The following is a 22953-nucleotide window of genomic DNA, read 5'->3' as shown; positions in this document are numbered from 1 at the left end:
GATATGCTCGATATCAAACGCATCCCCATCCCCGCACTGATCGGCATAATCCTGACGGCACTGTTCGTGCTGGCGGCGGTCTTCGCACCGTGGATTGCGCCGCACGGCAATGGCGAAATCGTCGGCGATGTCTGGGAACCTATGTCGGCGACCCATTTGCTCGGGACCGACAATCTCGGCCGCGATCTGCTTTCGCGCATGATCTACGGCGCCCGCATCACCCTGTTCATCGCGGTGCTGGCCACCGCGCTGTCGTTCTCGCTCGGCGCCATCCTCGGCTTCTCGGCGGCCGTCTTCGGCGGCTGGTTCGACACGCTGCTGTCCCGTCTCGTCGACCTTTTGATGTCGATCCCGACGCTGATCATGGGTCTCGTCGTGCTCTCCGTGCTGCCGACCAACTTGGTGACGCTGATCCTGGTGATGGGCATTCTCGACTCGACTCGCGTCTATCGCCTGTCGCGCGCCGTCGCCGTCGACATCAATGTCATGGACTATGTCGAGGCAGCGAAACTGCGCGGTGAAGGCAGCGCCTGGATCATCTTCCGCGAGATCCTGCCCAATGCGCTGTCGCCGCTGGTATCCGAACTCGGCCTGCGCTTCATCTACGCCGTGCTGTTCCTGTCGACGCTATCGTTCCTCGGCCTTGGCGTGCAGCCACCGGACGCCGACTGGGGCGGCATGGTCAAGGAAAACAAGGACGGCATCGTCTTCGGCATCGCGGCGGCACTCATCCCAGCGGCGGCGATCGCCCTGCTGGCGATTTCCGTCAACCTGGTCGCCGACTGGGTGCTCAACCGGACGACAAGCCTCAAGGGAGGACGCGGGTGATGGCCGACAGCAAAGCGAAACCCGGCCTGCTGCTCGACATCCGCAATCTGCGCATCGAGGCCACCGTCTTCCCGCCCGGCGAACCGCCGAAGAACATCGTGCTGGTGCACGATGTCTCGCTGACGTTAGAGAAGGGCAAGGTGCTCGGCCTGATCGGCGAATCCGGGGCCGGCAAGTCGACCATCGGTCTGTCGTCGATGGGCTATGGCCGCGGTGGCGTGCGCATCACCGGCGGCGAGGTCATCCTGAATGGCCGCGACATCCTCAAGGGCGGCAAGGATGGCTTCCGCAAATTGCGCGGCCGCGAGGTCTGCTATGTCGCGCAGTCGGCGGCAGCCGCCTTCAATCCGGCGCACAGGCTGATGGACCAGGTGGTGGAAGCCACGCTGCTGCACGGCACGGCGACACGTGCCGAGGCCGAGAAGCGCGCCGTTGCGCTGTTCAAGAAGCTCAGCCTGCCAAATCCCGAAACCATCGGCGAGCGCTTTCCGCACCAGGTCTCGGGCGGCCAGCTGCAGCGCGTGATGACGGCGATGGCGCTGTGCTCCGAGCCGGACCTGATCGTCTTCGACGAGCCGACAACCGCGCTCGACGTGACGACGCAGATCGACGTGCTGGCGGCGATCAAGGACGCCATCCGCGACACCCACGTGGCGGCACTCTATATCACGCACGACCTTGCCGTCGTCGCCCAGGTCTCGGACGAGATCATGGTGTTGCGCCATGGCCGGCTGGTCGAATGGGGCGGCACAAGGCAGATCATCAAGGAGCCGCGCCAGGAATACACCAACGCGCTGGTGTCGGTGCATGAGATCGAACATGCCGAGCAGAAGCCCGGCATGACGCCGTTCCTGTCGGTGAAGAACGTCACCGCCGCCTATGGCCGCAGCCAGATCAAGGTGCTGAAGAACGTGTCGGTCGACATCTATCCGGGACAGACGCTTGCCGTCGTCGGCGAGTCGGGCTCGGGCAAGTCGACGCTGGCGCGCGCCATCACCGGCCTGCTGCCGCCCGAACAGGGCACCGTCACCTTCGACGGGCGCCCGCTGGCAAACCGGCTGGCCGATCGGCCGAAGGAGGATCTGCGCCAACTGCAGATGATCTATCAGATGGCCGACGTGGCGATGAACCCGCGTCAGACCGTCGGCACCATCATCGGCCGCCCGCTCGAATTCTATTTCGGCATACGCGGCCGCGAACGCGACAAGCGCGTTGCCGAACTGCTCGACAAGATCGAGATGGGCAAGGGCTTTTCCGACCGCTACCCGGCCGAGCTTTCCGGCGGCCAGAAGCAGCGCGTCTGCATCGCCCGTTCGCTTGCCGCCAAGCCGAAGCTGATCATCTGCGACGAGGTGACATCGGCGCTCGACCCGCTGGTCGCTCACGGCATCCTCGAGTTGCTGCTCGAGCTGCAGAAGGAGGAGAACGTCGCCTATCTCTTCATCACCCACGACTTGGCGACGGTGAAGTCGATCGCCGATTCGATCGCGGTGATGTATCGCGGCGAGGTGGTGCGCTACGGCCCCAAGAGCCAGGTGCTGGCGCCGCCCTTCGACGCCTATACCGACCTTCTCTTGTCATCGGTCCCCGAGATGGAGATCGGCTGGCTGGAAAAGGCGATCAAGGGACGGCGCATGGCCAGCGCGGGGAACTAGGGCAGTTCACCGTTTCACGGAAACGGCGAACCGCTCTAACTCTTTGTTTTGACGCAATTCCCAAGGGAAAGCGCGCTATGCGCTTTTCCCGGGAAAACCGTTTCACACTTTTCCTGGAATTGCTCTGGCAAGCCAGCGGTCCGCTAGGGTCAGAGGAGCCGGCGGCCGTCATCCGGATGCAACACTACAGCGCCACACGTCCTGCGGACGGGCAGCGCCCGTACAATTTTTTTTCTTAAAAGGGGTAGGACATGAAGACTGAACTCGACCATCTCGCCGAGCTCGCCGGCCAGGGCCGGATATCGCGCCGCGACTTCCTCGGCCGCACCGCCGCCCTTGGCGTCTCGGCGGCACTGGCAACGACACTGGCTGGCAAGGCTTTTGCCCAGACACCCGTCAAGGGAGGAACAATCAAGGCCGGCCTGCAAGGCGGCGAATCGACCAACAGCCTCGACCCGGCGCTCAACCTCAGCCAGGTCACCTACAGCTTCGGCAAGCAGTGGGGCGAATACCTTGTCCGGCTAATGCCCGACAACAGCCTGACAAATCTGATCGCCGAGGAGATCGGCGCCGCCAAGGACGCCAAGACCTGGACGATCAAGGTGCGCGACGGCATCGAGTTCCACAATGGCAAGACCGTCACCGCCGAGGACATCGCGGCCACCATCGAGCGCCATGCCGACGAGAAGTCGAAGTCGGGCGCGCTCGGCATCCTCAAGAACATCAAGGGCGTCAAGGCGAGCGGCAAGGAAGTGATCGTCACGCTTGGCGACGCCGATGCCGACTTCCCCTATCTGATGGCCGACTACCATCTCGTCATCCAGCCGAATGGCGGCAAGGACAACCCGAATGCCGGCATCAGCGCCGGCCCCTACAAGGTCACCGTCAACCAGCCAGGCGTGCGCCATGGCGGCGAGCGCTTCGCCAATTACTGGCAAGGCGACAAGGCCGGCCATGCCGACCAGATCGAGATCGTCGTCATCAATGATGCGACCGCACGGCTTGCAGCCTTGCAGGGTGGTCAGGTGCACATGATCAACCGCGTCGAGCCCAAGGTCGTGGATCTGGTCAAGCGCATCGCGGGCGTCACCATCGAGAACGTATCGGGCAAGGGCTATTACCCGTTCAACATGTTCTGCGACACAGCCCCCTTCGACAGCAGCGACCTGCGGATGGCGCTGAAACTTGCCATGGACCGCGAGGAGATGCTGGAAAAGATCCTGCGCGGCTATGGCTCGGTCGGCAACGACTTCCCGATCAACGAGGCCTATCCGCTGTTTTCCACCGACATCGAACAGCGCAAGTTCGACCCGGAGAAGGCAGCGGCGGCCTACAAGAAGTCAGGCCATAGCGGCTCGATCGTGCTGCGCACCTCAGACGTCGCCTTCCCGGGCGCCGTCGATGCCGCCCAGCTCTATCAGCAGTCCTGCGCCAAGGCCGGCATCAAGATCGAGATCAAGCGCGAGCCCGGCGACGGCTACTGGTCGGAGGTCTGGAACAAGCAGCCCTTCTCGCTCTCCTACTGGGGCGGACGCGCCACGCAGGACCAGATGTACTCCACCGGCTATGTCTCAACCGCCGACTGGAACGACACGCGGTTCAAGCGGCCGGAATTCGACAAGATGCTGTTTGCCGCGCGCGGCGAACTCGACCAGGCCAAACGCAAGGCGATCTACCACGACATGGCGGTGATGATGCGCGACGAAGGTGGGCTGATCGTGCCTTTCTTCAACCAGTTCATCGACGCTGCCGCCACCAACAAGATCAGCGGCTTTGCCAAGAGCCCGATCGGCGAAATGATGGACGGCTACGCGCTCGGCGAGTGCTGGCTCAACGCTTAGCCGAAATCTGATCGTCCGATTTCAGTTATCAAGAACGCCGTGTGCCCAGGACGGCACACGGCGTTCCCGTTTCAACCGCCAAACCGCATGGAGCAGCCCATGGCGCTCAAATCCAAGCTTTTGCTGATCATCCTCGACGGCGTGCCCTATCGCAATTGGCGCCGGCTGATGGGCAACCTCGAAGGCTGGGTGCAATCGGGCGAGGCGCGGGTCTGGAAGATGCGCTCCGTGCTGCCGTCGACCTCGGCCTGCTGCTACGCCTCGATCCATACCGGGGTTTCGCCGCAGGTGCACGGCATCCTGTCCAACGAGAACCGGTTCCGCGTCGCGCAGCCCGATATCTTCTCCGAAGTCAGCAAGGCGGGCGGCAAGACGGGTGCGGTGACACATTCCTACTGGTCGGAGTTCTTCCGCGCCTATCCGTTCGACCTGGTCGAGGACATGGAATTCGACGAGCCGAGCGGGCCGATCACGCATGGCCGCTTCCACACCATGACCGGCTACAACGCCCGCAACCAGATGACGCCGAGCGACGTCGACCTATTCGCGACCCTGACCATGCTGACCAAACGCCACGGCATCGACTACGGCATCCTGCACACCTGCACGCTGGATTCGATGGGCCACCGCTTCGGCCATGACTGCCACGAGATGGACCATGCCGTCTATGCGATGGACGGCATGCTGGCGGCCTTCCTGCCGCGCTGGATCGAAGCCGGCTACGAGGTCATGGTCACCGCCGACCACGGCCAGACCGATCGTGGCCATCATGGCGGCCATGACGACGAGATGCAGGATTTCGCGCTGTATTATTTCGGGGCCGGCAAGGGTCCGCAGGCTGACACCCTGCTCGACCAGCTGCAGCTGGCGCCGACAGTGCTGAGCCGGCTGGGTGTTCCCGTGCCAGCGACGATGAAGGCGAAGCCGTTTTTGGGGTGAGAAGCGGGTCGCGGAGCTCTTCCCTTCTCCCCTTGTGGGAGAAGGGAAGGTCCTGCCTCTGGCAACACCCAATGACTTCGGTTAGCCTCCCAAAAATTCCTTGGCGGAGGATGAACCTTTTTGAACCGATCGGCGACAGAGCAGACAGGAGCCAGGCGGCTCGACCGGCTATGACGGCAGCGACGGAGACCGATCGCGCGCTTGTCGACCGGGTCGCGAAGGGCGACCGTGCCGCCGTGCGGCTCCTGTTCATGCGTCACCACGCGCGGGTCTACCGCTTCGTGGCGCGCCAGACGGGATCGGAAATGATGGCTGACGATATCGCCAATGAAGTGTTCCTCGAACTGTGGCGCCAGGCGCCAGGCTTCGAGGGACGCTCCGAAGTCTCGACATGGCTGCTCGGCATCGCCCGTTTCAAGGCGCTGTCCTTGCTGCGCAAGAAGAAGGAAGACTGGATCGACGACGAGGCCGCCGCCGCGGTGCCCGACGGCGCCGACACGCCGGAAGTCGTCACCATGAAGGAAGACAAGGCCGCCGCCTTGCGACGCTTCGTCGACGCCTTGCCGGAAGAGCATCGCGTTGTGATCGACCTTGCCTATTATCACGGACAGTCGGTGAGCGAGATCAGCGAGGTGCTCGACATTCCGGTCGCGACGGTCAAGACCCGGATGTTCTACGCCCGCAAGAAACTCGGCGAAGCCCTCAAGGCCGCCGGTTACGACAGGGGGTGGCCATGAGTGCCGCTGAAAAGATGTCGCGCCGCGATGAAATGGAAACGCTGCTGCCGTTCTATCTGAACGGCTCGCTGGAAGGTTCGGATCTGGAAGCGATCGAAGAATGGCTGGCCAGCGATCCGGCCGCACTTGCCGCCCTTGGCGAGGCGGAAGCCGAATTCTCCGGCGCCACGGCCGCCAACGAAGCGATCCGGCCGCCGGCCGATGCACTCAGCCGCTTCGCCAAGGCGTTGGACGCCGAGGCTGGACCTGCGCGCAAGCCGGCAGGTTCATCCTGGCTGGCGCAGGCCTGGGGCCGCTTCATGGCGGTGCCGGTCGGTGTCGCCTGGGCCGCGGCCGCGGTTCTGCTGGCCCTGGTCATGGTGCAGTCGTTTATCGAGCCCGGCGGCAAGGGAAATGATTTCGAGATTGCCGGCGCGCAAGACGATCTGGCGAAAATGCCGTTCGCCCTGGTCAAGTTCAAGCCGGATGCAAGGATGTCGGACATTTCGGGGTTCCTCGGCAGCAACGGTCTGAAGATCATCGGTGGACCGACCGCCGACGGCGTGTTCCGGCTTGGCATGCCGGCCGCCAACGCAGCCGACTACACGAAGCAAATCGGCCTTATTGCCGCCCAGCCTTTTACGGAGACTGTGATCGAGGGAAGGAAACCGGTTGATGGCGGCTGAGGCAGTCATTCGATTTGCGGCAATGCTTGCGGCGGCGATGACAATCGCCGCCGTGCCTGCGTCAGCGCAAACCAACGACCCCAATCCAGATCAGACGAAAATCGACTGCCGCAACGGGACCAACGCGGCGGGAGCCGACTGCGCCAAGGATGGCACTGACACAAAGGGCGGATCGGATGCGGCGCAGCCCGGCGCTGTCTTCCTGCCGGCGCTGATCGTCGACCTGTTTCCCAACCCGGCAGCGACGCCGGCGCCGGTGCCGACGCCACGGCCGGCGCCCGCGACGCCACCGGCCGACAATCAAGCCGGCCCCCCGCCCGGCGGCCCGATCGTCTCGCCGACCGATCTCATCGCCGTTCAGCCACCGCGCGCGGTGGTTGGCGATTTCGTGCCCGACGAGGTGCTGGTGACCGTCGACGGCGATGCCGGCACTGTCCAGCAGATCGCCGCTTCCTTCGGCCTGCAGGTGCGCTCGCAGCGCCTGTCGCGGCTGCTTGGCACCACGCTGGTGCGCTTCGGAATTCCCGACGGCCGGCCCGTCGGCGTCGTGCTGGCCCAACTGGCCGCCGACGGCCGCACCCAGCGGCGCGAGCCCAACCATGTCTATTCGCTGCAGCAGGCCGCCAGCATCGTCAACTATGCCTTCGACCGCATCGCGCTCGATGCCAAGCAGGCCAGCGGCGAAAACGTCCGCATCGCGGTGATCGACACCGGCATCGACGACACCAACCCGGCGCTGGCAGGCGTCATTGCCGGGCAATTCGACGCCATGCCCGACGTGCCGATCGAAAAGCGCGATCACGGCACGTCGATCGACGGCCTGATCGCCGGCGTCGGCGCGCTGGAAGGCATGGCGCCCGGCGCCATGATCTACCACGCCCGTGCCTTCGAGGGCGGCAAGTCGACCATGGACGTCATCCTGTCTGCACTCGACTGGGCGGCGGAGCAGGACGTGCGCATCATCAATATGAGCTTTGTCGGGCCGAAGAACGACCTGCTCGGCGTCGCCTGTCGCAATGCCCGCGCGCTCGGCATCGTGCTGGTCGCCGCCGCCGGCAACAACGGGCCCAAGGCGCCCTATGGCTATCCGGCCGCTTTCGATAGCGTCATCGCGGTGACTGCCACCGATGCCAGGGACGGGCTGATGCCGCAGGCCAATCGCGGCGCCTATGTCTTCATCTCGGCGCCCGGCGTCGAGATGGTGGCACCGAGCGGCGCCGGCTCGGACGTGGTCACCGGCACCTCGTTTGCGGCTGCGATCGTGAGCGGCGCCATCGCCAATCTCATCCATGCCGCGCCCGATCGCTCGGCCGACGACATCGAAAAGGCGCTCGCGGCAACGGCCAGGGATCTCGGCCCCAAGGGACGCGACAATGATTTCGGCTACGGGCTGCTGGATATCAAGGCGGCGGCAAAGGAGTAAGGTCAGTCGAAGTGGGTTTGGGTCAAAACTCAATCAACTGACTGCCGCCAATGGCTGAGATGGGTGGGCAGCGGAAGCCCGAGGCTGGCACGAGCAGCAACTACATTAAATCAGAAACAGTCATTCGCCACCGGTTGTCGAATGACCGGGATGGGCCGACAGCGGACGATCCGGTTTCAACCAGCTTCTGCGGTAAGCTGTCGTTCCGAAACCAACCCACAATCGGTCGTCGCACTTGTCAAAGCCGCGCCCGTAAGAGTGCCGACCTCATCGTTGGCGAATAGCTCAGTGTTAGATCTTCAAAAATCGGTAGGCGAAGCGATCGGTCTCGCCCTTGATCGAGGGATCGAACACCTTGATCAAGTGCGCATCATCATTGTTCGCGAGGATGGTGCTTTCCGCGTCCAGTACGAAGCCGGCCGCCTCGACCTCCTCGCGAACAGATGCAGGCTCAATCCGATGCAGCGACTGGGCGTCGCTCGTGCCCGCCCCGACGCCGGCGGCGTGGTCTACGATGACGTAGGACCCACCAGGCTTCAGCCGATCGTAGACGGCTCGATTGAAGTCGGCCGCCGTCGCGCCCCTCGCCTGGATCAGCGCGGTGTGGAGATCGTGGTAGAACAGGTGCAGCCACAGCACATCCGCTGGTTGCGTGACCTCTGGCATCGCCACGAGGTCCGCTGAGACGGCCTCGACGTTCCCTCGGCCCGGCTCCTTCGAGAGCGTCTGGATGCGGCCGACCGGATCGTTCTTGAAGTGGGCGACTTCGGCCGGCACGAAGCTGAAGACCCGCCCTTTGGGTCCCACGACGTCGGAGAACAGGCGCGTCCAGTCTCCGTCGCCTGGGTACACGTCAATGACGGTGGAGCCCGCATCTATACGTGCGAACCGGGTCAACTCGGATAGCTTGGATTGGTCGTACATGGGAATCTCCTTTACGGTTGGGCATTCGACGAGTGCACGGCGAACAATGAGGCGGTTTTCGGCTGATTCACCCGAACCGTCGGCCGCAGTCTGCCAGCTCTAAGCCGGCCCGGGCGCGTCCAACTGCGAGGCCCGGGCCAGCGCTTGCGTGTCAACGTATTCACGGATTTTGGTCAGTCTACCGTCCCGGACCGTGATGGCGAAGATCCAGTCGTCCTCGAACGTCTTGTTCGTGGCTTTGATCCTCCCCGTAGCGACGCCGACGACCAGCACCCGGTCTCCTTGCGCCACGAACTCCCGAGGTTCCGTGGACGTTTCTATCGACTTGGATGCCGTCTCAAGCAAATCCGCCAGCCCGGCGTGTCCGTGGTGCGTTCCGGCCAGCGGCCAGTCCTCGCCCGGAATGATCCACTCGATGTCTTCGGCGACCAGCGCCAGCAGAGCCTCCCTGTCGCCGCGGCCGATCGCGGCGAAGAAGTCCCTCACGGTCTGGATGTTCCTCTCAATGCTCATGGGAATTTCTCCATTTCGGATCGCATCACGCTCGATCCGATCCGTGCCTCCTGGCCCTGCCGGTTGGCACGTCGTGTTCATCAGTCGAACTTGACCAGGTCCTTGAAGATCAGATGACCCCAGCTATTTCCGCGCGCCTGGACTAGCAGCCCACCTTCCGACAGTCCGCCAAGTTTGATCGGCGAGAAACCGAGATTTTCCGCGAGCGTACCAATCTCCGCCGCAGCGTCGTCATCGTCGCTCGCCAGGAACACGACTCTCCTGCCACCATGCACGGCCGGGTCTTGGTCAAGGACGGCAGCGACCAGATGGTTGAAGCCCTTGACTAGTTTTGCACCAGAGAATGCCTGTGCAACGAACTTGGAAGAAGTTTTTCCCCCGAGCTTTTCAGGAGGCACGCCGTAGGCATTGGTCACATCGACGATGGTCTTTCCCTGCCAGGTGGCGAGCGCCTTGGCGACCTCCGGGTGCGACTCGAAACGGACAGCCAAAAAGATGATGTCCGCCTTGAGGGCGTCCGCCAATTTTTTGGGGATGATCGTGGGACCGACCGCGGCCGCATCGGCTGCAAAGCTTTCTGGGTCGCGCGTGGTTGCAACGGACACGTCGATGCCCTTGCGGGCAAACGCCTTGGCCAGTGCTCGGCCGATATTGCCGAATCCGATGATTGCGTAGCTCATAATGCTTCTCCTATTCCTATCTTGTGTTGGAACTAACGTTTGAGAAGCGGGGTCACTACTGGCGGGGCTGAAGGGCCAGCCACGGGACCGCGCCGGGGTCAGACCTGCGCCATGCCTCCATCGACCGCCAGATCCACGCCGGTGATGTAAGAACTTTCATCTGAGGCGAGGAAGGTGACGGCAGCCGCAATTTCCTCTGGCTTTCCCCTGCGACCCATTGGGATCTGTGACGCAAACTGGGCGGCCGCTTGCTCGGCTTGCTCGGGGGTAAGGCCTGTCGTTGTCTCTAAGGCGGGGGTCTCGATTGGCCCGGGGCTCATCGCGTTCACGCGGATTTTGCGGTCTTTCAGCTCCAGTGTCCAAGTGCGCGCAAAGTTGCGCACAGCAGCCTTACTCGCGGCGTAGGCGCTAAACCCTGGAACCCCCAACACGTTCGACACTGAAGAGTTCAGGATAATCGAACCGCCGTCTTTGAAGAGAGGAAGGGCCTTCTGCACCGTAAAGAACAGACCCCTCACGTTCACATCGAAGGTCTGGTCAAAATGGGCCTCAGTAGCGACCGCGAGCGGTGCGATTGTCCCTGCGCCCGCGTTCGCGAAGAGAATGTCGAGGTGACCATGTTTCTCTTTCACGACGGCATAGAGCCGGTCCAGGTCCTCCAAGCGCGACACGTCACCCACGACCGTCGTAACGTTTCTCTCGATGAAACCCGCAGCCTCCTTCAACTCTTTCTCCCGTCGCCCGGTGATCACGACGTGCGCACCTTCCTCCACGAAGCGCTTGGCGGTGGCCAACCCGATCCCGCTGCTTCCGCCCGTGATGACTGCGATCTTACCTTCGAGTTTTTTCATGATGTTCTATCCTTCGTTGTGTTGCCCAGACGCGGAAATCGCGCCGGGGTTCAGAGCTGCGCCAGGCCGCCGTCGACGGCGACTTCGCTGGCGGTCATGAAGCTGCTGTCCGACGATGCGAGAAAGGCGGCCACGGCCCCGATCTCCGCCGGATCAGCCATGCGCTGGAGCGGAGTCATCGCGCCGTAGGCCTTCTGGCCTTCCTCGCCCAACGCCTCCTTCGCGAGTTCGGTCGCCGTCGCCCCTGGCGACAGCACGTTTACGCGGATGCCGGTGCCCTTCAGGTCTTCCGCCCAGGTCCTCGCGAGGTTGCGCACTGCCGCCTTGCTCGCGCTATAGGCAGTGAAGCCCGGGGCGCCCGTCGTGCCGGCGCTCGATCCGGTCAGGATGATCGAACCGCCCCGGCCCATGAGCGGCAACGCCTTCTGGACCGTGAAGATCGTACCCTTCACATTGGTGTCGAAGGTTTCGTCGATGTGCTTGGCGGTGATCTGGCCGAGCGGCAGCGGACCTCCCGCACCGGCATTGGCGAAGACGATGTCGAGGCTGCCGCGCTCGGCCTTCACCGCAGCGTAGAGCCGGTCGAGATCGGCCTCATCCGAGACCGAGCCCTTCACCGCGCGGGCATTGGGCCCAAGGTCGGCCAAAGCGGCGTCAAGCGCGTCCTGCCGGCGGCCGAAGATGAAAACGAAGGCGCCTTCCTCGATGAAGCGCTTTGCCGACGCGCGGCCGATGCCGGTCGCGCCACCCGTGATTACGGCGGTCTTTCCATTCAGTCTGGTCATGACGTGCATCCTTCGTTTCGCCGTCTCGTGTCTTTGGCTGTACGGGAAAGTCCCGCGAGAGCCTCAAGATGGGTTCGCCGAAGTCGGGCGGTGAGTGCGCAATCGCGCACATCGGTGGTGCGAAAACGATCCAGCTAGATAATTGAACGCCGCGACGACCGCGCAAACTACGGCTGATCGTGTTAGAATGGGCTTTTGCAAGCCGCACTGCGCTGCGCAGGAATGCACCATGATCGACTGGGATGACGTTCGCTACTTTCTTGCCGTCGCACGCGGAGGCTCGGTGCGGGCTGCTGCCGCGCACCTCGGGGTGAATCATTCAACCGTGCTGCGACGCATCGCCCAGCTCGAGGAACGCCTTGGGGCGCAGATGTTCGAAAAGCTGCCTTCGGGCTACCGCCTGACGGCTGCCGGCGAGGAGGTCCTCGAGCTCGCGAACCAGATGGAAGCGTCGTCGCACCAGTTGGAGACGCGCGTCTTCGGTCGCGACCAGAGCGTGCGCGGGCTTCTGCGGGTGACACTGGCACCGACCCTTGCGACACACCTGCTCATGCCGGACTTCGCCGATTTCGCGCGTCTGCATCCCGACATCGAGATGGAAATCTTGTCGTCCGGCGAGCTGGCAAATCTGACCAACCGAGAGGCCGACGTCGCGATCCGCGTCGTCTACGACCGCAAAACCCTGCCGCTCAATCTTCACGGCCTGAAGGGGCCGGAGCTGTTCGGCGGCGTCTACATGTCCCGCGATCGACTGGCCGCGTGGCGTGCGGGCGCGCCTGATCCCATCCGGTGGATCGTCATAAGCATTCATGGCATCCCGGATTGGGCCAGCGAGGGTGAGGTTCGCACCACGGGGGTTCTATTCAGGACCACGGACGGCGAGGCGCAGATCGTTGCTGTACGGCAAGGGCTCGGGATGACGACACTGCCGTGCTTAATTGGCGATGCCGACCCCCTGCTGGTGAGGGTGCCGGGCACCGAGCCGCACATGTACGGAACGCTCTGGCTTCTCACACAGGGGGAGACACGCAAGACGAAGCGCGTGCGGCTCTTCACGGAGTTCGTATCCCGCAGGCTCGCCGCGTACGCTCCGCTTCTCGCGGGGCTGTCCATATCGCGCGAGGCGACGGTTCAGCCGTAGCCGATTCTGACCTCAGGCCGGCGCGCCGGCGACCGATCCCCTGACCACCAGGTCGACCGGCCAGACCTCGCCGCGGGCGCCCTCCTCCAGTCCCGAAATCCGTGCCGCCAGCCGCTCGGCGACGCGGGCGCCGGCGAGACGGATGGATGAACGCGTCGTCGACAGCGGCACCGAAAAATTCTCCGGCCTCAGCCAGGGGAAGACATCGTCATGGGCGATCAGAGACACGTCGCCTGGAATGCTCAGGCCGAGGTCGCGCACCGCACGCACGACGCCCAGCGCCATGATCAGGCTGGAGCAGGCGATCGCCGTCGGCGCGTCGCCCTCTTCCAGCAAACGCCTGGTGGCGCGATAGCCGTTCTCCTCGGTCATATCAACCGAGCAGACATGGCGCTCGCCTAATGTCAGCCCGCTTGCGGCAAGCGCCCGGCGCACGCCGCGTTCGCGATGGATGGCGAAGGTCTCGCGATCATCACCGTTGATCAGCGCCAGCCGCCGGTGGCCAAGCTGGATCAGCAACCTGGCCGCCTCGTGGAAGGCGCCCTCATTGTCGATGTCGGTGAAGGCATAGTCGAAATCGAAACCTTCGCTGCGGCCATGGACGATGAAGGGAATGCCGAGCGTGTTGACCAGCGCCACGCGCCGGTCAGCTGGCCTTGGCGAGGAGATGTAGACGGCGTCGACTTGCCGGTTGGCGACGATGCGCCGGTAGGTCGTCTCCTGGTCGTCGGCGTCGGCCGGCGACAGCACGAGGTCGAGTTCGTGCGAGCGGGCGTAGTCGCCGAGGCCGGACAGGAACTCTACGAAATGCGGATCGATGTCGACGGCGGCGCCGGTCGGCAGGACATAGCCGATCATGCCGGTCTTGCCGGTCGCCAGCCGGCGCGCGCTCGGATTGGGGCGGTAGCCATGGCGCTTGGCGGCATCCATCACCCGCCGGCGCGTTTCCTCGTTGACCTCGGGATAGCCGTTCAGAGCGCGGCTTACCGTGGTCTGCGAAAGTGCCAGCATATGGGCGAGCTGCTTGAGGTTCACGAAAGGTCTCCATTCCCTCAAAGCGCTTTTAAATTGAATCGACCCAAGTGCCGTAAGGGCCGGTCCATAGGAGGATGAAGCATAGACGCGGTTTGGGCCGGTTTGAAACAAAAATTGCTGCTGCACTGCCATAAAAGCATGCTGCAGCGCACTTTTTCTGCCGCAAATGCGCGAAATTAAATCGATTAGCTCGCCAGCCTCTTGACTTCCAGGCGATTCAATGGCGAGATCAAAAAAGCCAAAGCGCTTTGGAAGACTCTTCGAAAGGTTGCGGTTCCTTTCTGACTGAGTCACAGTCCTGCGGCGTCGGCGGGCGGAATGGAGGTTCCGTCCGGTGTGTGTGACCCACTGGGAGGAATACCGATGAAGAAAATGCTTTTGCTGGGTGCTGCGTTTGCCACGCTCGCCCTGAACGCGCCCGCGCATGCCGAATTGAAGTTCAAACCGGGCGAGGACAAGCGCTTCAACTGGGCGAACTACGAAGAGCTCAAGAAAGTCGATCTCAAGGGTGAGACGCTGACGATCTTCGGACCGTGGCGCGGTGAGGACGAAGGCCTGGTGCGCGGCGTTCTCGACTATTTCTCGGAAGCCACCGGCGTCGAGATCAAATACTCCTCCTCGGAGAATTACGAACAGCAGATCGTCATCGACACACAGGCCGGCAGCCCGCCGAACATAGCCGTGCTGCCACAGCCGGGCCTGATCCAGGACCTGGCATCGAAGGGCCTTTTGACACCCCTCGGCGACGACACCGCGAAATGGGTCAAGGACAATTACGGCGCCGGCCAGTCATGGGTCGATCTCGGCACCTTCAAGGACAAGGACGGCAAGCCGGGCTTCTTCGCGTTCCCCTACAAGGCCGACGTGAAGTCCCTGGTCTGGTATTCACCGGACAATTTCAAGGAAGCCGGCTACACGGTTCCGAAGACGCAGGAAGAACTCGCCGATCTCGAGAAGAAGATCATTGCCGACGGCGGCAAGCCGTGGTGCATCGGCCTCGGCTCCGGCGGCGCCACCGGCTGGCCGGCGACCGACTGGGTCGAAGACCTGATGCTGCGCACCCAGGCTCCGGAAGTCTACGACAAATGGGTGAAGAACGAGATCCCATTCAACGATCCGGCGGTGGTCAACGCCATCGACATCTTCGGCAAGATCGCGACCGACGACAAGATGGTCGACGGCGGCGCCAAGGCGGTTGCGGCGACCGATTTCCGCGACAGCCCGAAGGGCCTCTTCTCGGTGCCGCCGAAATGCTACTTGCACCATCAGGCATCGTTCATCCCGACCTTCTTCCCGGAAGGCACCAAGGTCGGCCAGGACGCGGACTTCTTCTACTTCCCGCCCTATGCTTCCAAGCCTGAACTGGGCACGCCCGTGCTCGGCGCCGGTACGCTGGCGATGATCACGAAAGACAGCAAGAGTGCCCGCGCGTTCATCGAATTCCTGAAGATGCCGCTCGCCCATGAGATCTGGATGGCCGAGGGTGGTTTCGTGACGCCGCTCAAGTCGGTCAACAAGGATGCCTATGCCAGCGACGCGCTGAAGAAGCAGGGCGAAATCCTCGCCAACGCCTCGACCTTCCGCTTCGACGGTTCCGACCTGATGCCCGGCAAGATCGGCGCCGGCGCGTTCTGGACCGGCATGATCGACCTGGTCGGCGGCAAGTCCGCACAGGATGTCGCCACCGACATCCAGAAGAGCTGGGACGCCATCAAGTAGGCGCCGACAGCAGCCGATCGTTCGGTTGGACGTTTGGACTATCCCATCCCAAGTGGATCCGGGCCCTGGAGGCCCGGATCCGACCGGCGGCCCGTGCCGCAGCGACTATCATGAGCACACAGACATCCGGCATGAAGCGCGATCAGCAAAAGGGAAAACCCGTCTTGCCTGGCGATCGCGCTCTGAACAACTGAATCGGCGCATCTCACCGCCCGGACCGTTCGGCTTTGGCTGATGATGCGCAGGGGGAGGGACCCATGGCGGCTCAGATTTTCTCGGCCATTTTCGTCATCATCGTCGGCGTCGGCGGTTGCGTCGCCTATTTCTGGGGCGCCAACAAGCTGGTCGACCTGATATTCCCGTCGCGCGGCGTTGCCGGTGCCGCGGCCATCGACAATCTGCGCCGGCAGGGGCTGGTCCGTCCCTGGCTGTTTGTTGGCCCAGCGATGATCATCCTGACCATCTACCTGATCTATCCGGTGGTCGAGACGCTACGGCTGTCGTTCCTCGATCGCGGCGGCATCAATTTCGTCGGCTTGGCCAATTACGAATGGGCCTTCGGCGACCGCGAGTTCCGCAACTCGATCCTCAACAACATCATCTGGCTGGCGGTCGTGCCCGCCGCCTGCACCTTCCTCGGGCTGATCATCGCCGTGCTCACCGACAAGATCTGGTGGGGCACGATCGCCAAGAGCCTGATCTTCCTGCCGCTGGCAATCTCCTTCGTCGGCGCCAGCGTCATCTGGAAATTCATCTACGAGTATCGTGGCGAGGGCCAGACGCAGATCGGCATCCTCAACGCCGTCATCCAGCATTTCGGCGGCCAGCCGCAGGTCTGGATATCGCTGCCGTTCTGGAACAATTTCTTCCTGATGGTGATCCTGATCTGGATCCAGACCGGCTTTGCCATGGTCATCCTGTCCTCGGCCTTGCGCGGCATTCCAGAGGAAACACTGGAAGCCGCCGTTATCGACGGCGCCAATCCGTTCCAGATCTTCTGGAAGATTATGGTGCCGCAGATCTGGGGCACCATCGCCGTCGTCTGGACCACGATCACCATTCTGGTGCTCAAAGTGTTCGACATCGTGCTGACCATGACCAACGGCCAGTGGAACAGCCAGGTGCTGGCCAATCTGATGTTCGACTGGATGTTCCGTGGCGGCGGCGATTTCGGCCGTGGCGCCACCATCGCCATCATCATCATGATCGCGGTCATTCCGATCATGGTCTGGAACATCCGCCAGGCGAACAAAGAGACGGGAGGACATTGAGATGGCCGTTGCGACCGGAAATTCCTTCGCCAGCCGCTTTGGCGTCCACATCGCCGTGCTTGTCTTCGTCGCGATCTGGACCATACCGACGCTCGGCATCCTGGTCTCGTCGCTGCGCGACAAGAACCAGATCATCGCCTCGGGCTGGTGGAATTCGTTCTCCAGCTCCACCCAGACCGAAGCCGGCCGGCTGCCGGCCGCCTCTACGCAAGTCGAAAAGGACGGCAAGTTCGTCCTTCAGGGCAACATCTTCGGTGACGGTGCTGCCCGCAACATCAGCGCCTTCGGCGTCAAATCGGCGGCACCGACGCAATATCCCGCCGGCACGACAGCCGATCTCGGCGACGGCGTGACATTGCTGCTCAACGCCGACGGCAGCTTCGTCATGGCCTCGCCCAAGGCGTTCGAAGGCGATCGCGGCCAGCGCATCTACTATGCCTCGTCGGCGCCGCCGAAATTCACCACCGACAACTACAAGACGGTGTTGTTTTCGGAGGGCATCGGACGGTCGTTCATGAACTCGCTGACCGTCACCATCCCGGCGACCGTCATCCCGATCCTGATCGCCGCCTTTGCCGCCTATGCATTGGCCTGGATGCGGTTTCCCGGCCGGGCGCTGCTGATCGCGGTCATTATCGGCCTGCTGGTGGTGCCGCTGCAGATGTCGCTGATCCCGCTGTTGAAACTCTACAACGGCGTCGGCTCTTTCTTCGGCATGCCGTCGAAAACCTATCTCGGCATCTGGCTGGCGCATACCGGCTTCGGCCTGCCCTTCGCAATCTACCTGCTCAGAAGCTACATTGCCGGCCTGCCGCGCGAAATCATGGAATCGGCGCGCATCGACGGCGCCAGCGATTTCGAGATCTTCGTCAAGATCGTCTTGCCGCTGTCGTTCCCGGTGCTGGCTTCGTTTGCCATCTTCCAATTCCTGTGGGTATGGAACGATCTGCTGGTGGCGATGGTTTTCCTCGGTACAGAGGCAGACCAGATCGTGCTGACCGCCAAGCTCAACGCCCTGTTGGGCTCACGCGGCGGCGACTGGGAGATCCTGACGACATCGGCTTTCGTGACCATCATCGTGCCGCTGATCGTCTTCTTCTCGCTGCAGCGCTATTTTGTCCGCGGGCTGCTTGCCGGCTCGGTGAAAGGAGGCTGAGACGATGCAATCCGCTTTGAAGGCCAACTCGAAGCCTGATCTCGCCATCGATCGCGACTGGTGGCGAGGTGCGGTGATCTACCAGATCTATCCGCGCAGCTACCAGGACTCGAACGGCGACGGCATTGGTGACCTCAACGGCATCATCGGGCGGCTGCCCTACATCGCGGCACTCGGTGCGGACGCCATCTGGATTTCGCCGTTCTTCAAGTCGCCTATGAAGGATTTCGGCTATGACGTGTCCGATTACTGCGACGTCGATCCGATGTTCGGCACGCTGGCCGATTTCGACGCGCTGACAGCCGAGGCACACAGGCTGGGCCTCAAGGTGATGATCGACGAGGTGCTGTCGCACACCGCCGACAACCACCCATGGTTCAAGGAAAGCCGCTCGAGCCGCACCAACCCGAAGGCCGACTGGTACGTCTGGGCGGACGCCAGGCCGGACGGCACGCCGCCCAACAACTGGCTGTCGATCTTCGGCGGCTCGGCCTGGCAATGGGACACGAGCCGCCAGCAATATTACCTGCATAATTTCCTGGCCGAGCAGCCCGACCTCAACTTCCACAACCACGACGTCCAGGACGCGTTGCTCGACGTCACCCGTTTCTGGCTGGAGCGCGGCGTCGACGGCTTCCGGCTCGACACCATCAATTTCTACTTCCACAGCCAGGGCCTGGAAAACAACCCGCCGCTGCCGCCGGAAGAGCGCAACGACCAGACCGCACCGGCGGTCAACCCCTACAATTACCAGGACCATCTCTACGACAAGAGCCGCCCCGAGAACCTCGGCTTCCTTGAACGGTTCCGCGCCCTGCTCGATGAATATCCGGCAACCGCCGCGGTCGGCGAGGTCGGCGATTCGCAGCGCGGACTGGAGGTGGTGGCTGCCTACACCGCCGGTGGCAAGCGCGTGCACATGTGCTATTCCTTCGATTTCCTGGCGCCGGAAAAGATCAGCGCGGCCAAGGTCCGCTCGGTGCTGGAATCCTTCGGCAAGGTGGCCAGCGACGGCTGGTCATGCTGGGCCTTCTCCAACCATGACGTGATGCGCCCGGCCTCGCGCTGGGCCGCCAATGAGGCCGACCCGACCGCCTACCTCAAGGTCATCTCGGCGCTACTGATGTCGTTGCGCGGGTCGGTCTGCATCTATCAGGGCGAGGAGCTTGGGCTCGGCGAGGCCGACCTTCGGTTCGAGGATCTGCAGGACCCCTACGGCATCCGCTTCTGGCCTGAATTCAAGGGCCGCGACGGCTGCCGCACGCCAATGGTGTGGGACGGCAGCGCCAAGAACGGCGGCTTCTCCTCGGCAAAGCCCTGGCTGCCGGTGCCGGCCAAGCATCTGGCGCAAGCGGTCAATGTCCAGCAGGGCGACGAGACTTCGCTGCTCGAACACTACCGGCGCTTTCTCAGCTTCCGGCGCGCCCATCCGGCGCTGGCCAAGGGCGATATCACCTTCATCGAAAGTGAGGGCGACACCGTCGCCTTCACGCGCCGCGCCGGCAACGAGCAGATTGTCTGCGTCTTCAATCTGGGCGCCAGGCCGGCCGAGGTTGACCTTGGCAACCGATCGCTGCAACCTTTGCCAGGACACGGATTTTCGGGGCAGACGAGCAGCGGCGCCATAAAGCTCGGCGGCTACGGCGCCTGGTTCGGGCGTATCGACTGAATTTCAAATCACTTGAATTTCAAACTACTGGGAGGAAACCAATGGCCGATGTCACGCTAAGACAGGTGAAGAAGTCCTACGGCAATCTGAATATTCTCCACGGCATCGACCTCGATATAAAGTCGGGCGAGTTCATCGTCTTTGTCGGCCCGTCTGGCTGCGGCAAGTCGACCTTGCTGAGATCGATCGCCGGGCTCGAGGAAATCACCTCCGGCGAGCTCAAAATAGCCGGCGAGGTCGTCAACGACGTGCCGCCATCGAAGCGGGGCATCGCCATGGTGTTCCAGTCCTACGCTCTCTACCCGCACATGACCGTCTACGACAACATGGCGTTCTCGATGAAGATCGGCAAGGAGAACAAGGCCGAGATCGACCGCCGTGTGCGTCAGGCCGCCGAGATCCTGCAGCTGACCAAATATCTCGACCGCCTGCCCAAAGCGATGTCGGGCGGCCAGCGCCAGCGCGTCGCCATTGGCCGCGCCATCGTGCGTAATCCGAAAGTGTTCCTGTTCGACGAGCCGCTTTCAAACCTCGACGCCGCGCTTCGCGTCGCCACCCGCATCGAGATCGCCAAGCTCAAGGAATCGATGCCCAACACGACCATGATCTACGTCACCCACGACCAGGTCGAGGCGATGACGCTGGCCGATCGCATCGTGGTGCTCAAGGAAGGCCATATCGAGCAGGTCGGCACGCCGATGGACCTCTACAAGAAACCCGGCAATCTGTTCGTCGCCCAGTTCATCGGCTCGCCGGCCATGAACATCCTACCCGCGACCATCGACAAGACCGGTAACCCGACCGTCGTCAGCCATGTCGGCGGGCGCAAGGCAACCGTGCCGATCACGACGCCGGCTTCGGCAAAGGGCACCGCGGTGAGTTTCGGCGTGCGGCCGGAAGATCTGATCATCTCCAGCGGCGCTGACTATCTGTTCGAGGGAACGGTCGACTATGTCGAGCAGCTCGGCGAGGTCCAGCTGGTTTATATCGACATCGGCCGCGCCGATCTGCCGCTGGTGACCAAGCTGCCCGGCAATGTCGAGGTCAAGCGCGGTTCGACATTGCGGCTGAGCGCCAATGGCGAGGACTTGCATATCTTCGATGCGGACGGACATTCCTTTGCGCTGCAAAAGCCGGAAGCAAAGGCGGCCTGAGGCTGGACCACGTCTCGGACGTAAAAAGAGCAGCGGGCTTGGCCCGCCGCTCTTTGATTTGGAGATCGACTTCGGCTGGCTGTTAGTTGTTGCCGAAGAGGTTCCGGTCGCTGCCCTGCGAGGCAGATTTCTGGTTGTCGCCCGACGAGTTCAGCAGCTTGTAGACCGGCGAGCTGGTGTTGCGCACCGAAGAGGTCTGGGTGCTATCGACGTTCGCCTGCTTGTTGATGTCGTAGCCACCAACGTTGTCATTACCGGCGTAAGCGGTGCCGGCGGCGATCAAAAGAGCGGCGGCAGTGAGAACAATCTTTTTCATTTTAGTGCTCCTGAATTTTCATATTCCGGCGGAGCGGCGGGCTATCCGGCCGCTCCATCAGGGATGAGATTAATGGTTGCCGAAGACGTCGTGGTCGCTGTTGCTGCCCTGGGGAGCGGACTTCTGGACGTCTCCCGACGAGTTGAGCAGCTTGTAGACCGGCGAGTTGGCGTTGTGCACGGAAGAGGTGTTCGTGCTATCCACGTTGGCAGTCGCCAGCTTGTTGATGTCATAGTTACCAACATTGTCGTTGCCGCCGGCGTAAGCGGTGCCGGCGGCGATCAAAAGTGCGGCGGCGGTGAGAACAATCTTTTTCATTTCCAGTACTCCTGAATTTTCATCTTCCGGCGAAGCGGCGGGGCGAGCCCGCCGTATGCTGGGAATCGGCTATTAGTTGTTGCCGAAGAGGTTGCGGCCGCTGCCCTGGGCAGGCGTCTGAGCAGTCGGCTCCGACTTCTTGATCGAATTGATCGAAGAGGTGTGTGCACTATCGACGTTGGCAGTCGCCAGCTTGTTGATGTCGTAGCTACCAACGTTGTCGTTGCCGGCGTAAGCGGTGCCGGCGGCGATCAAAAGTGCGGCGGCGGTGAGAACAATCTTTTTCATTTCCAGTACTCCTGAATTTTCATCTTCCGGCGAAGCGGCGGGGCGAGCCCGCCGTATGCTGGGAATCGGCTGTTAGTTGTTGCCGAAGAGGTTGCGGTCACTGCCCTGGGCAGGCGTCTGAGCAGCCGGTTCCGACTTCTTGATCGAAGCGGTGTGCGTGCTGTCGACGGCAATGGCTGGCTGATTGGCACCATCAGAACCAAAGTGGTCGCTATTAGCGAAGGCGCTGCCGGAAATGGCCAGAAGGGCGGCGGCAGTGAGAATGATCTTTTTCATTTTATGTACTCCAGTATTTTTCCCGTCCGTCTAGCGGCGTGTCTTGGGAGGAAATCGCGTCGTTCGGACAGCCCCGATGTGGTAGGGCCGGTCTGCCTTTTCCAATCACGAAGTTGTTCCATGTGGACCATGAATCCACCACTTGAAATTGCGCCAAGGGCGTCTAGGTCGTATATTTTTCTCTTTTATTTCAAATAGTTAGGCGAAATCCGCGCATGGATCACCAACTGTTTCGGAGGCCCAGCGTTCACACCGTCCTGCACGCACCGTCAACAGAAACGAACCGTTCGGTTCGATTTTAGAACAGGCTAATAGTCACTTTTCGAAACTGTTAACCTTTTTTGACCCTGGTCAGGGGGTCGGCTTCGAGGGGAGTGGCTGCGGCGGAGATGGGATTTCAGCTCCGCAATCGCCAACCGGAACGTTTCGCATCCCGTGTCGCGCCGCATGGATACGATGTCGCTTTCATGCCGATGTCGAAATCGCTGTCGTGGTTAGATCATGACATCTCAGGTGCCGCTTCGTGACGACGAGGCGGAGAATTGGGAAGCCGGTCAGAATCCGGCGCTGCCCCCGCAACGGTGGTGGAGTTCAAGTCGCAACGGGAGACCACTGGGCAACTGCCTGGGAAGGTGTCGCGATGGTCCGCAAGGACAACTCCAGAGCCCGGAAACCAGCCAGAGATGTACAGACTCGACTGATCGCGGTGGGCGGTCAAGAGGCGGATAGTGCATGTCCGGCGCATTGCCGGCCTGCGCCCAGTCCTTCC

At 62.4% G+C, this 22953-nt stretch carries 23 protein-coding genes and 1 riboswitch; of the genes, 13 read left to right on the top strand and 10 right to left on the bottom strand.

What is annotated here, in order from left to right:
- Nucleotides 1-3 precede the first annotated feature (3 nt).
- The 7 genes from EJ076_RS06680 to EJ076_RS06650 all read left to right on the top strand — a co-directional run bounded on the left by EJ076_RS06680 (nucleotide 4) and on the right by EJ076_RS06650 (nucleotide 8088).
- Nucleotides 4-828: an ABC transporter permease gene (locus EJ076_RS06680; RefSeq protein ID WP_109665561.1), complete on the top strand. Its 825-nt coding sequence runs from the start codon at nucleotides 4-6 to the stop codon at nucleotides 826-828.
- Nucleotides 828-2483: an ABC transporter ATP-binding protein gene (locus EJ076_RS06675; RefSeq protein ID WP_126067346.1), complete on the top strand. Its 1656-nt coding sequence runs from the start codon at nucleotides 828-830 to the stop codon at nucleotides 2481-2483. Before EJ076_RS06680 ends, EJ076_RS06675 begins: the two co-directional genes overlap by 1 nt.
- 251 nt (nucleotides 2484-2734) lie before the next feature.
- Nucleotides 2735-4324 (top strand): ABC transporter substrate-binding protein, encoded by a 1590-nt coding sequence (locus EJ076_RS06670; protein WP_126067345.1) that lies wholly within the window; start codon nucleotides 2735-2737, stop codon nucleotides 4322-4324.
- Nucleotides 4325-4423: 99 nt separating this feature from the next.
- Nucleotides 4424-5263 (top strand): alkaline phosphatase family protein, encoded by an 840-nt coding sequence (locus EJ076_RS06665; protein ID WP_109665548.1) that lies wholly within the window; start codon nucleotides 4424-4426, stop codon nucleotides 5261-5263.
- Between the two features lie 170 nt (nucleotides 5264-5433).
- A complete protein-coding gene (locus EJ076_RS06660; protein ID WP_126067344.1) occupies nucleotides 5434-6000 on the top strand; it encodes a sigma-70 family RNA polymerase sigma factor in 567 nt (188 codons plus the stop codon).
- The gene (locus EJ076_RS06655) at nucleotides 5997-6665 is read left to right on the top strand and encodes an anti-sigma factor (protein WP_126067343.1); all 669 of its coding nucleotides are present in this window, start codon (nucleotides 5997-5999) and stop codon (nucleotides 6663-6665) included. The genes EJ076_RS06660 and EJ076_RS06655 overlap by 4 nt, the downstream gene beginning before the upstream one ends.
- A complete protein-coding gene (locus EJ076_RS06650) occupies nucleotides 6655-8088 on the top strand; it encodes a S8 family serine peptidase (RefSeq protein ID WP_126067342.1) in 1434 nt (477 codons plus the stop codon). The genes EJ076_RS06655 and EJ076_RS06650 overlap by 11 nt, the downstream gene beginning before the upstream one ends.
- Before the next feature lie 291 nt (nucleotides 8089-8379).
- Here the strand turns inward: EJ076_RS06650 and EJ076_RS06645 are convergent, their stop codons facing one another.
- The 5 genes from EJ076_RS06645 to EJ076_RS06625 form a co-directional block, all read right to left on the bottom strand.
- The gene (locus tag EJ076_RS06645; RefSeq protein ID WP_126067341.1) at nucleotides 8380-9012 is read right to left on the bottom strand and encodes a class I SAM-dependent methyltransferase; all 633 of its coding nucleotides are present in this window, start codon (nucleotides 9010-9012) and stop codon (nucleotides 8380-8382) included.
- A gap of 99 nt (nucleotides 9013-9111) precedes the next feature.
- Nucleotides 9112-9525, bottom strand: a complete 414-nt coding sequence (locus EJ076_RS06640; RefSeq protein ID WP_126067340.1) for a nuclear transport factor 2 family protein — start codon at nucleotides 9523-9525, stop codon at nucleotides 9112-9114.
- A gap of 80 nt (nucleotides 9526-9605) precedes the next feature.
- Nucleotides 9606-10205 (bottom strand): NAD(P)-binding domain-containing protein, encoded by a 600-nt coding sequence (locus tag EJ076_RS06635; protein ID WP_126067339.1) that lies wholly within the window; start codon nucleotides 10203-10205, stop codon nucleotides 9606-9608.
- Between the two features lie 98 nt (nucleotides 10206-10303).
- Entirely contained in the window at nucleotides 10304-11056 is a 753-nt protein-coding gene (locus EJ076_RS06630; protein ID WP_126067338.1) for a glucose 1-dehydrogenase, read from the bottom strand.
- Between the two features lie 50 nt (nucleotides 11057-11106).
- Nucleotides 11107-11841, bottom strand: a complete 735-nt coding sequence (locus tag EJ076_RS06625; protein ID WP_126067337.1) for an SDR family oxidoreductase — start codon at nucleotides 11839-11841, stop codon at nucleotides 11107-11109.
- Nucleotides 11842-12070: 229 nt separating this feature from the next.
- Between EJ076_RS06625 and EJ076_RS06620 the strand changes: the two genes are divergently transcribed.
- The gene (locus EJ076_RS06620; RefSeq protein WP_126067336.1) at nucleotides 12071-12982 is read left to right on the top strand and encodes a LysR family transcriptional regulator; all 912 of its coding nucleotides are present in this window, start codon (nucleotides 12071-12073) and stop codon (nucleotides 12980-12982) included.
- 12 nt (nucleotides 12983-12994) lie between these two features.
- Here EJ076_RS06620 and EJ076_RS06615 read toward each other — a convergent pair whose 3' ends face one another.
- On the bottom strand, nucleotides 12995-14017 hold the full coding sequence (locus EJ076_RS06615; protein WP_126067335.1) for a substrate-binding domain-containing protein: 1023 nt from the start codon (nucleotides 14015-14017) through the stop codon (nucleotides 12995-12997).
- A gap of 363 nt (nucleotides 14018-14380) precedes the next feature.
- Between EJ076_RS06615 and EJ076_RS06610 the strand changes: the two genes are divergently transcribed.
- The 5 genes from EJ076_RS06610 to ugpC all read left to right on the top strand — a co-directional run bounded on the left by EJ076_RS06610 (nucleotide 14381) and on the right by ugpC (nucleotide 20986).
- On the top strand, nucleotides 14381-15736 hold the full coding sequence (locus tag EJ076_RS06610) for an ABC transporter substrate-binding protein (RefSeq protein ID WP_109666826.1): 1356 nt from the start codon (nucleotides 14381-14383) through the stop codon (nucleotides 15734-15736).
- 257 nt (nucleotides 15737-15993) lie between these two features.
- Nucleotides 15994-17007 carry a sugar ABC transporter permease gene (locus tag EJ076_RS06605; RefSeq protein WP_109666829.1) on the top strand — a complete coding sequence of 338 codons (1014 nt, stop codon included), beginning with the start codon at nucleotides 15994-15996 and terminating at the stop codon, nucleotides 17005-17007.
- A gap of 1 nt (nucleotide 17008) precedes the next feature.
- Complete coding sequence (locus tag EJ076_RS06600) at nucleotides 17009-18163, top strand: carbohydrate ABC transporter permease (RefSeq protein ID WP_109666831.1); 1155 nt, start codon at nucleotides 17009-17011, stop codon at nucleotides 18161-18163.
- Nucleotides 18164-18167: 4 nt separating this feature from the next.
- Entirely contained in the window at nucleotides 18168-19832 is a 1665-nt protein-coding gene (locus EJ076_RS06595) for an alpha-glucosidase family protein (protein WP_126067334.1), read from the top strand.
- 41 nt (nucleotides 19833-19873) lie between these two features.
- Complete coding sequence (gene ugpC / locus EJ076_RS06590; protein WP_109666836.1) at nucleotides 19874-20986, top strand: sn-glycerol-3-phosphate ABC transporter ATP-binding protein UgpC; 1113 nt, start codon at nucleotides 19874-19876, stop codon at nucleotides 20984-20986.
- Between the two features lie 82 nt (nucleotides 20987-21068).
- On the opposite strand, the gene EJ076_RS06585 is transcribed toward ugpC, so the two are convergent.
- The 4 genes from EJ076_RS06585 to EJ076_RS06570 all read right to left on the bottom strand — a co-directional run bounded on the left by EJ076_RS06585 (nucleotide 21069) and on the right by EJ076_RS06570 (nucleotide 22184).
- A complete protein-coding gene (locus EJ076_RS06585) occupies nucleotides 21069-21302 on the bottom strand; it encodes a DUF680 domain-containing protein (RefSeq protein ID WP_126067333.1) in 234 nt (77 codons plus the stop codon).
- Nucleotides 21303-21371: 69 nt separating this feature from the next.
- Nucleotides 21372-21620: a DUF680 domain-containing protein gene (locus EJ076_RS06580; RefSeq protein WP_126067332.1), complete on the bottom strand. Its 249-nt coding sequence runs from the start codon at nucleotides 21618-21620 to the stop codon at nucleotides 21372-21374.
- Nucleotides 21621-21692: 72 nt separating this feature from the next.
- Nucleotides 21693-21908: a DUF680 domain-containing protein gene (locus EJ076_RS06575; RefSeq protein WP_126067331.1), complete on the bottom strand. Its 216-nt coding sequence runs from the start codon at nucleotides 21906-21908 to the stop codon at nucleotides 21693-21695.
- A 72-nt stretch (nucleotides 21909-21980) separates the two neighbouring features.
- A complete protein-coding gene (locus tag EJ076_RS06570) occupies nucleotides 21981-22184 on the bottom strand; it encodes a DUF680 domain-containing protein (protein ID WP_126067330.1) in 204 nt (67 codons plus the stop codon).
- A 494-nt stretch (nucleotides 22185-22678) separates the two neighbouring features.
- A riboswitch (cobalamin riboswitch) is annotated at nucleotides 22679-22881 on the top strand.
- The last annotated feature ends 72 nt before the right edge of the window (nucleotides 22882-22953 follow it).

Origin of the sequence: Mesorhizobium sp. M7D.F.Ca.US.005.01.1.1, from assembly GCF_003952545.1 — a bacterium.
Lineage (GTDB): Bacteria > Pseudomonadota > Alphaproteobacteria > Rhizobiales > Rhizobiaceae > Mesorhizobium > Mesorhizobium loti.
The sequence above is the reverse complement of the archived record's forward strand: the minus strand, read 5'-3'. Positions and strand labels throughout refer to the sequence as shown.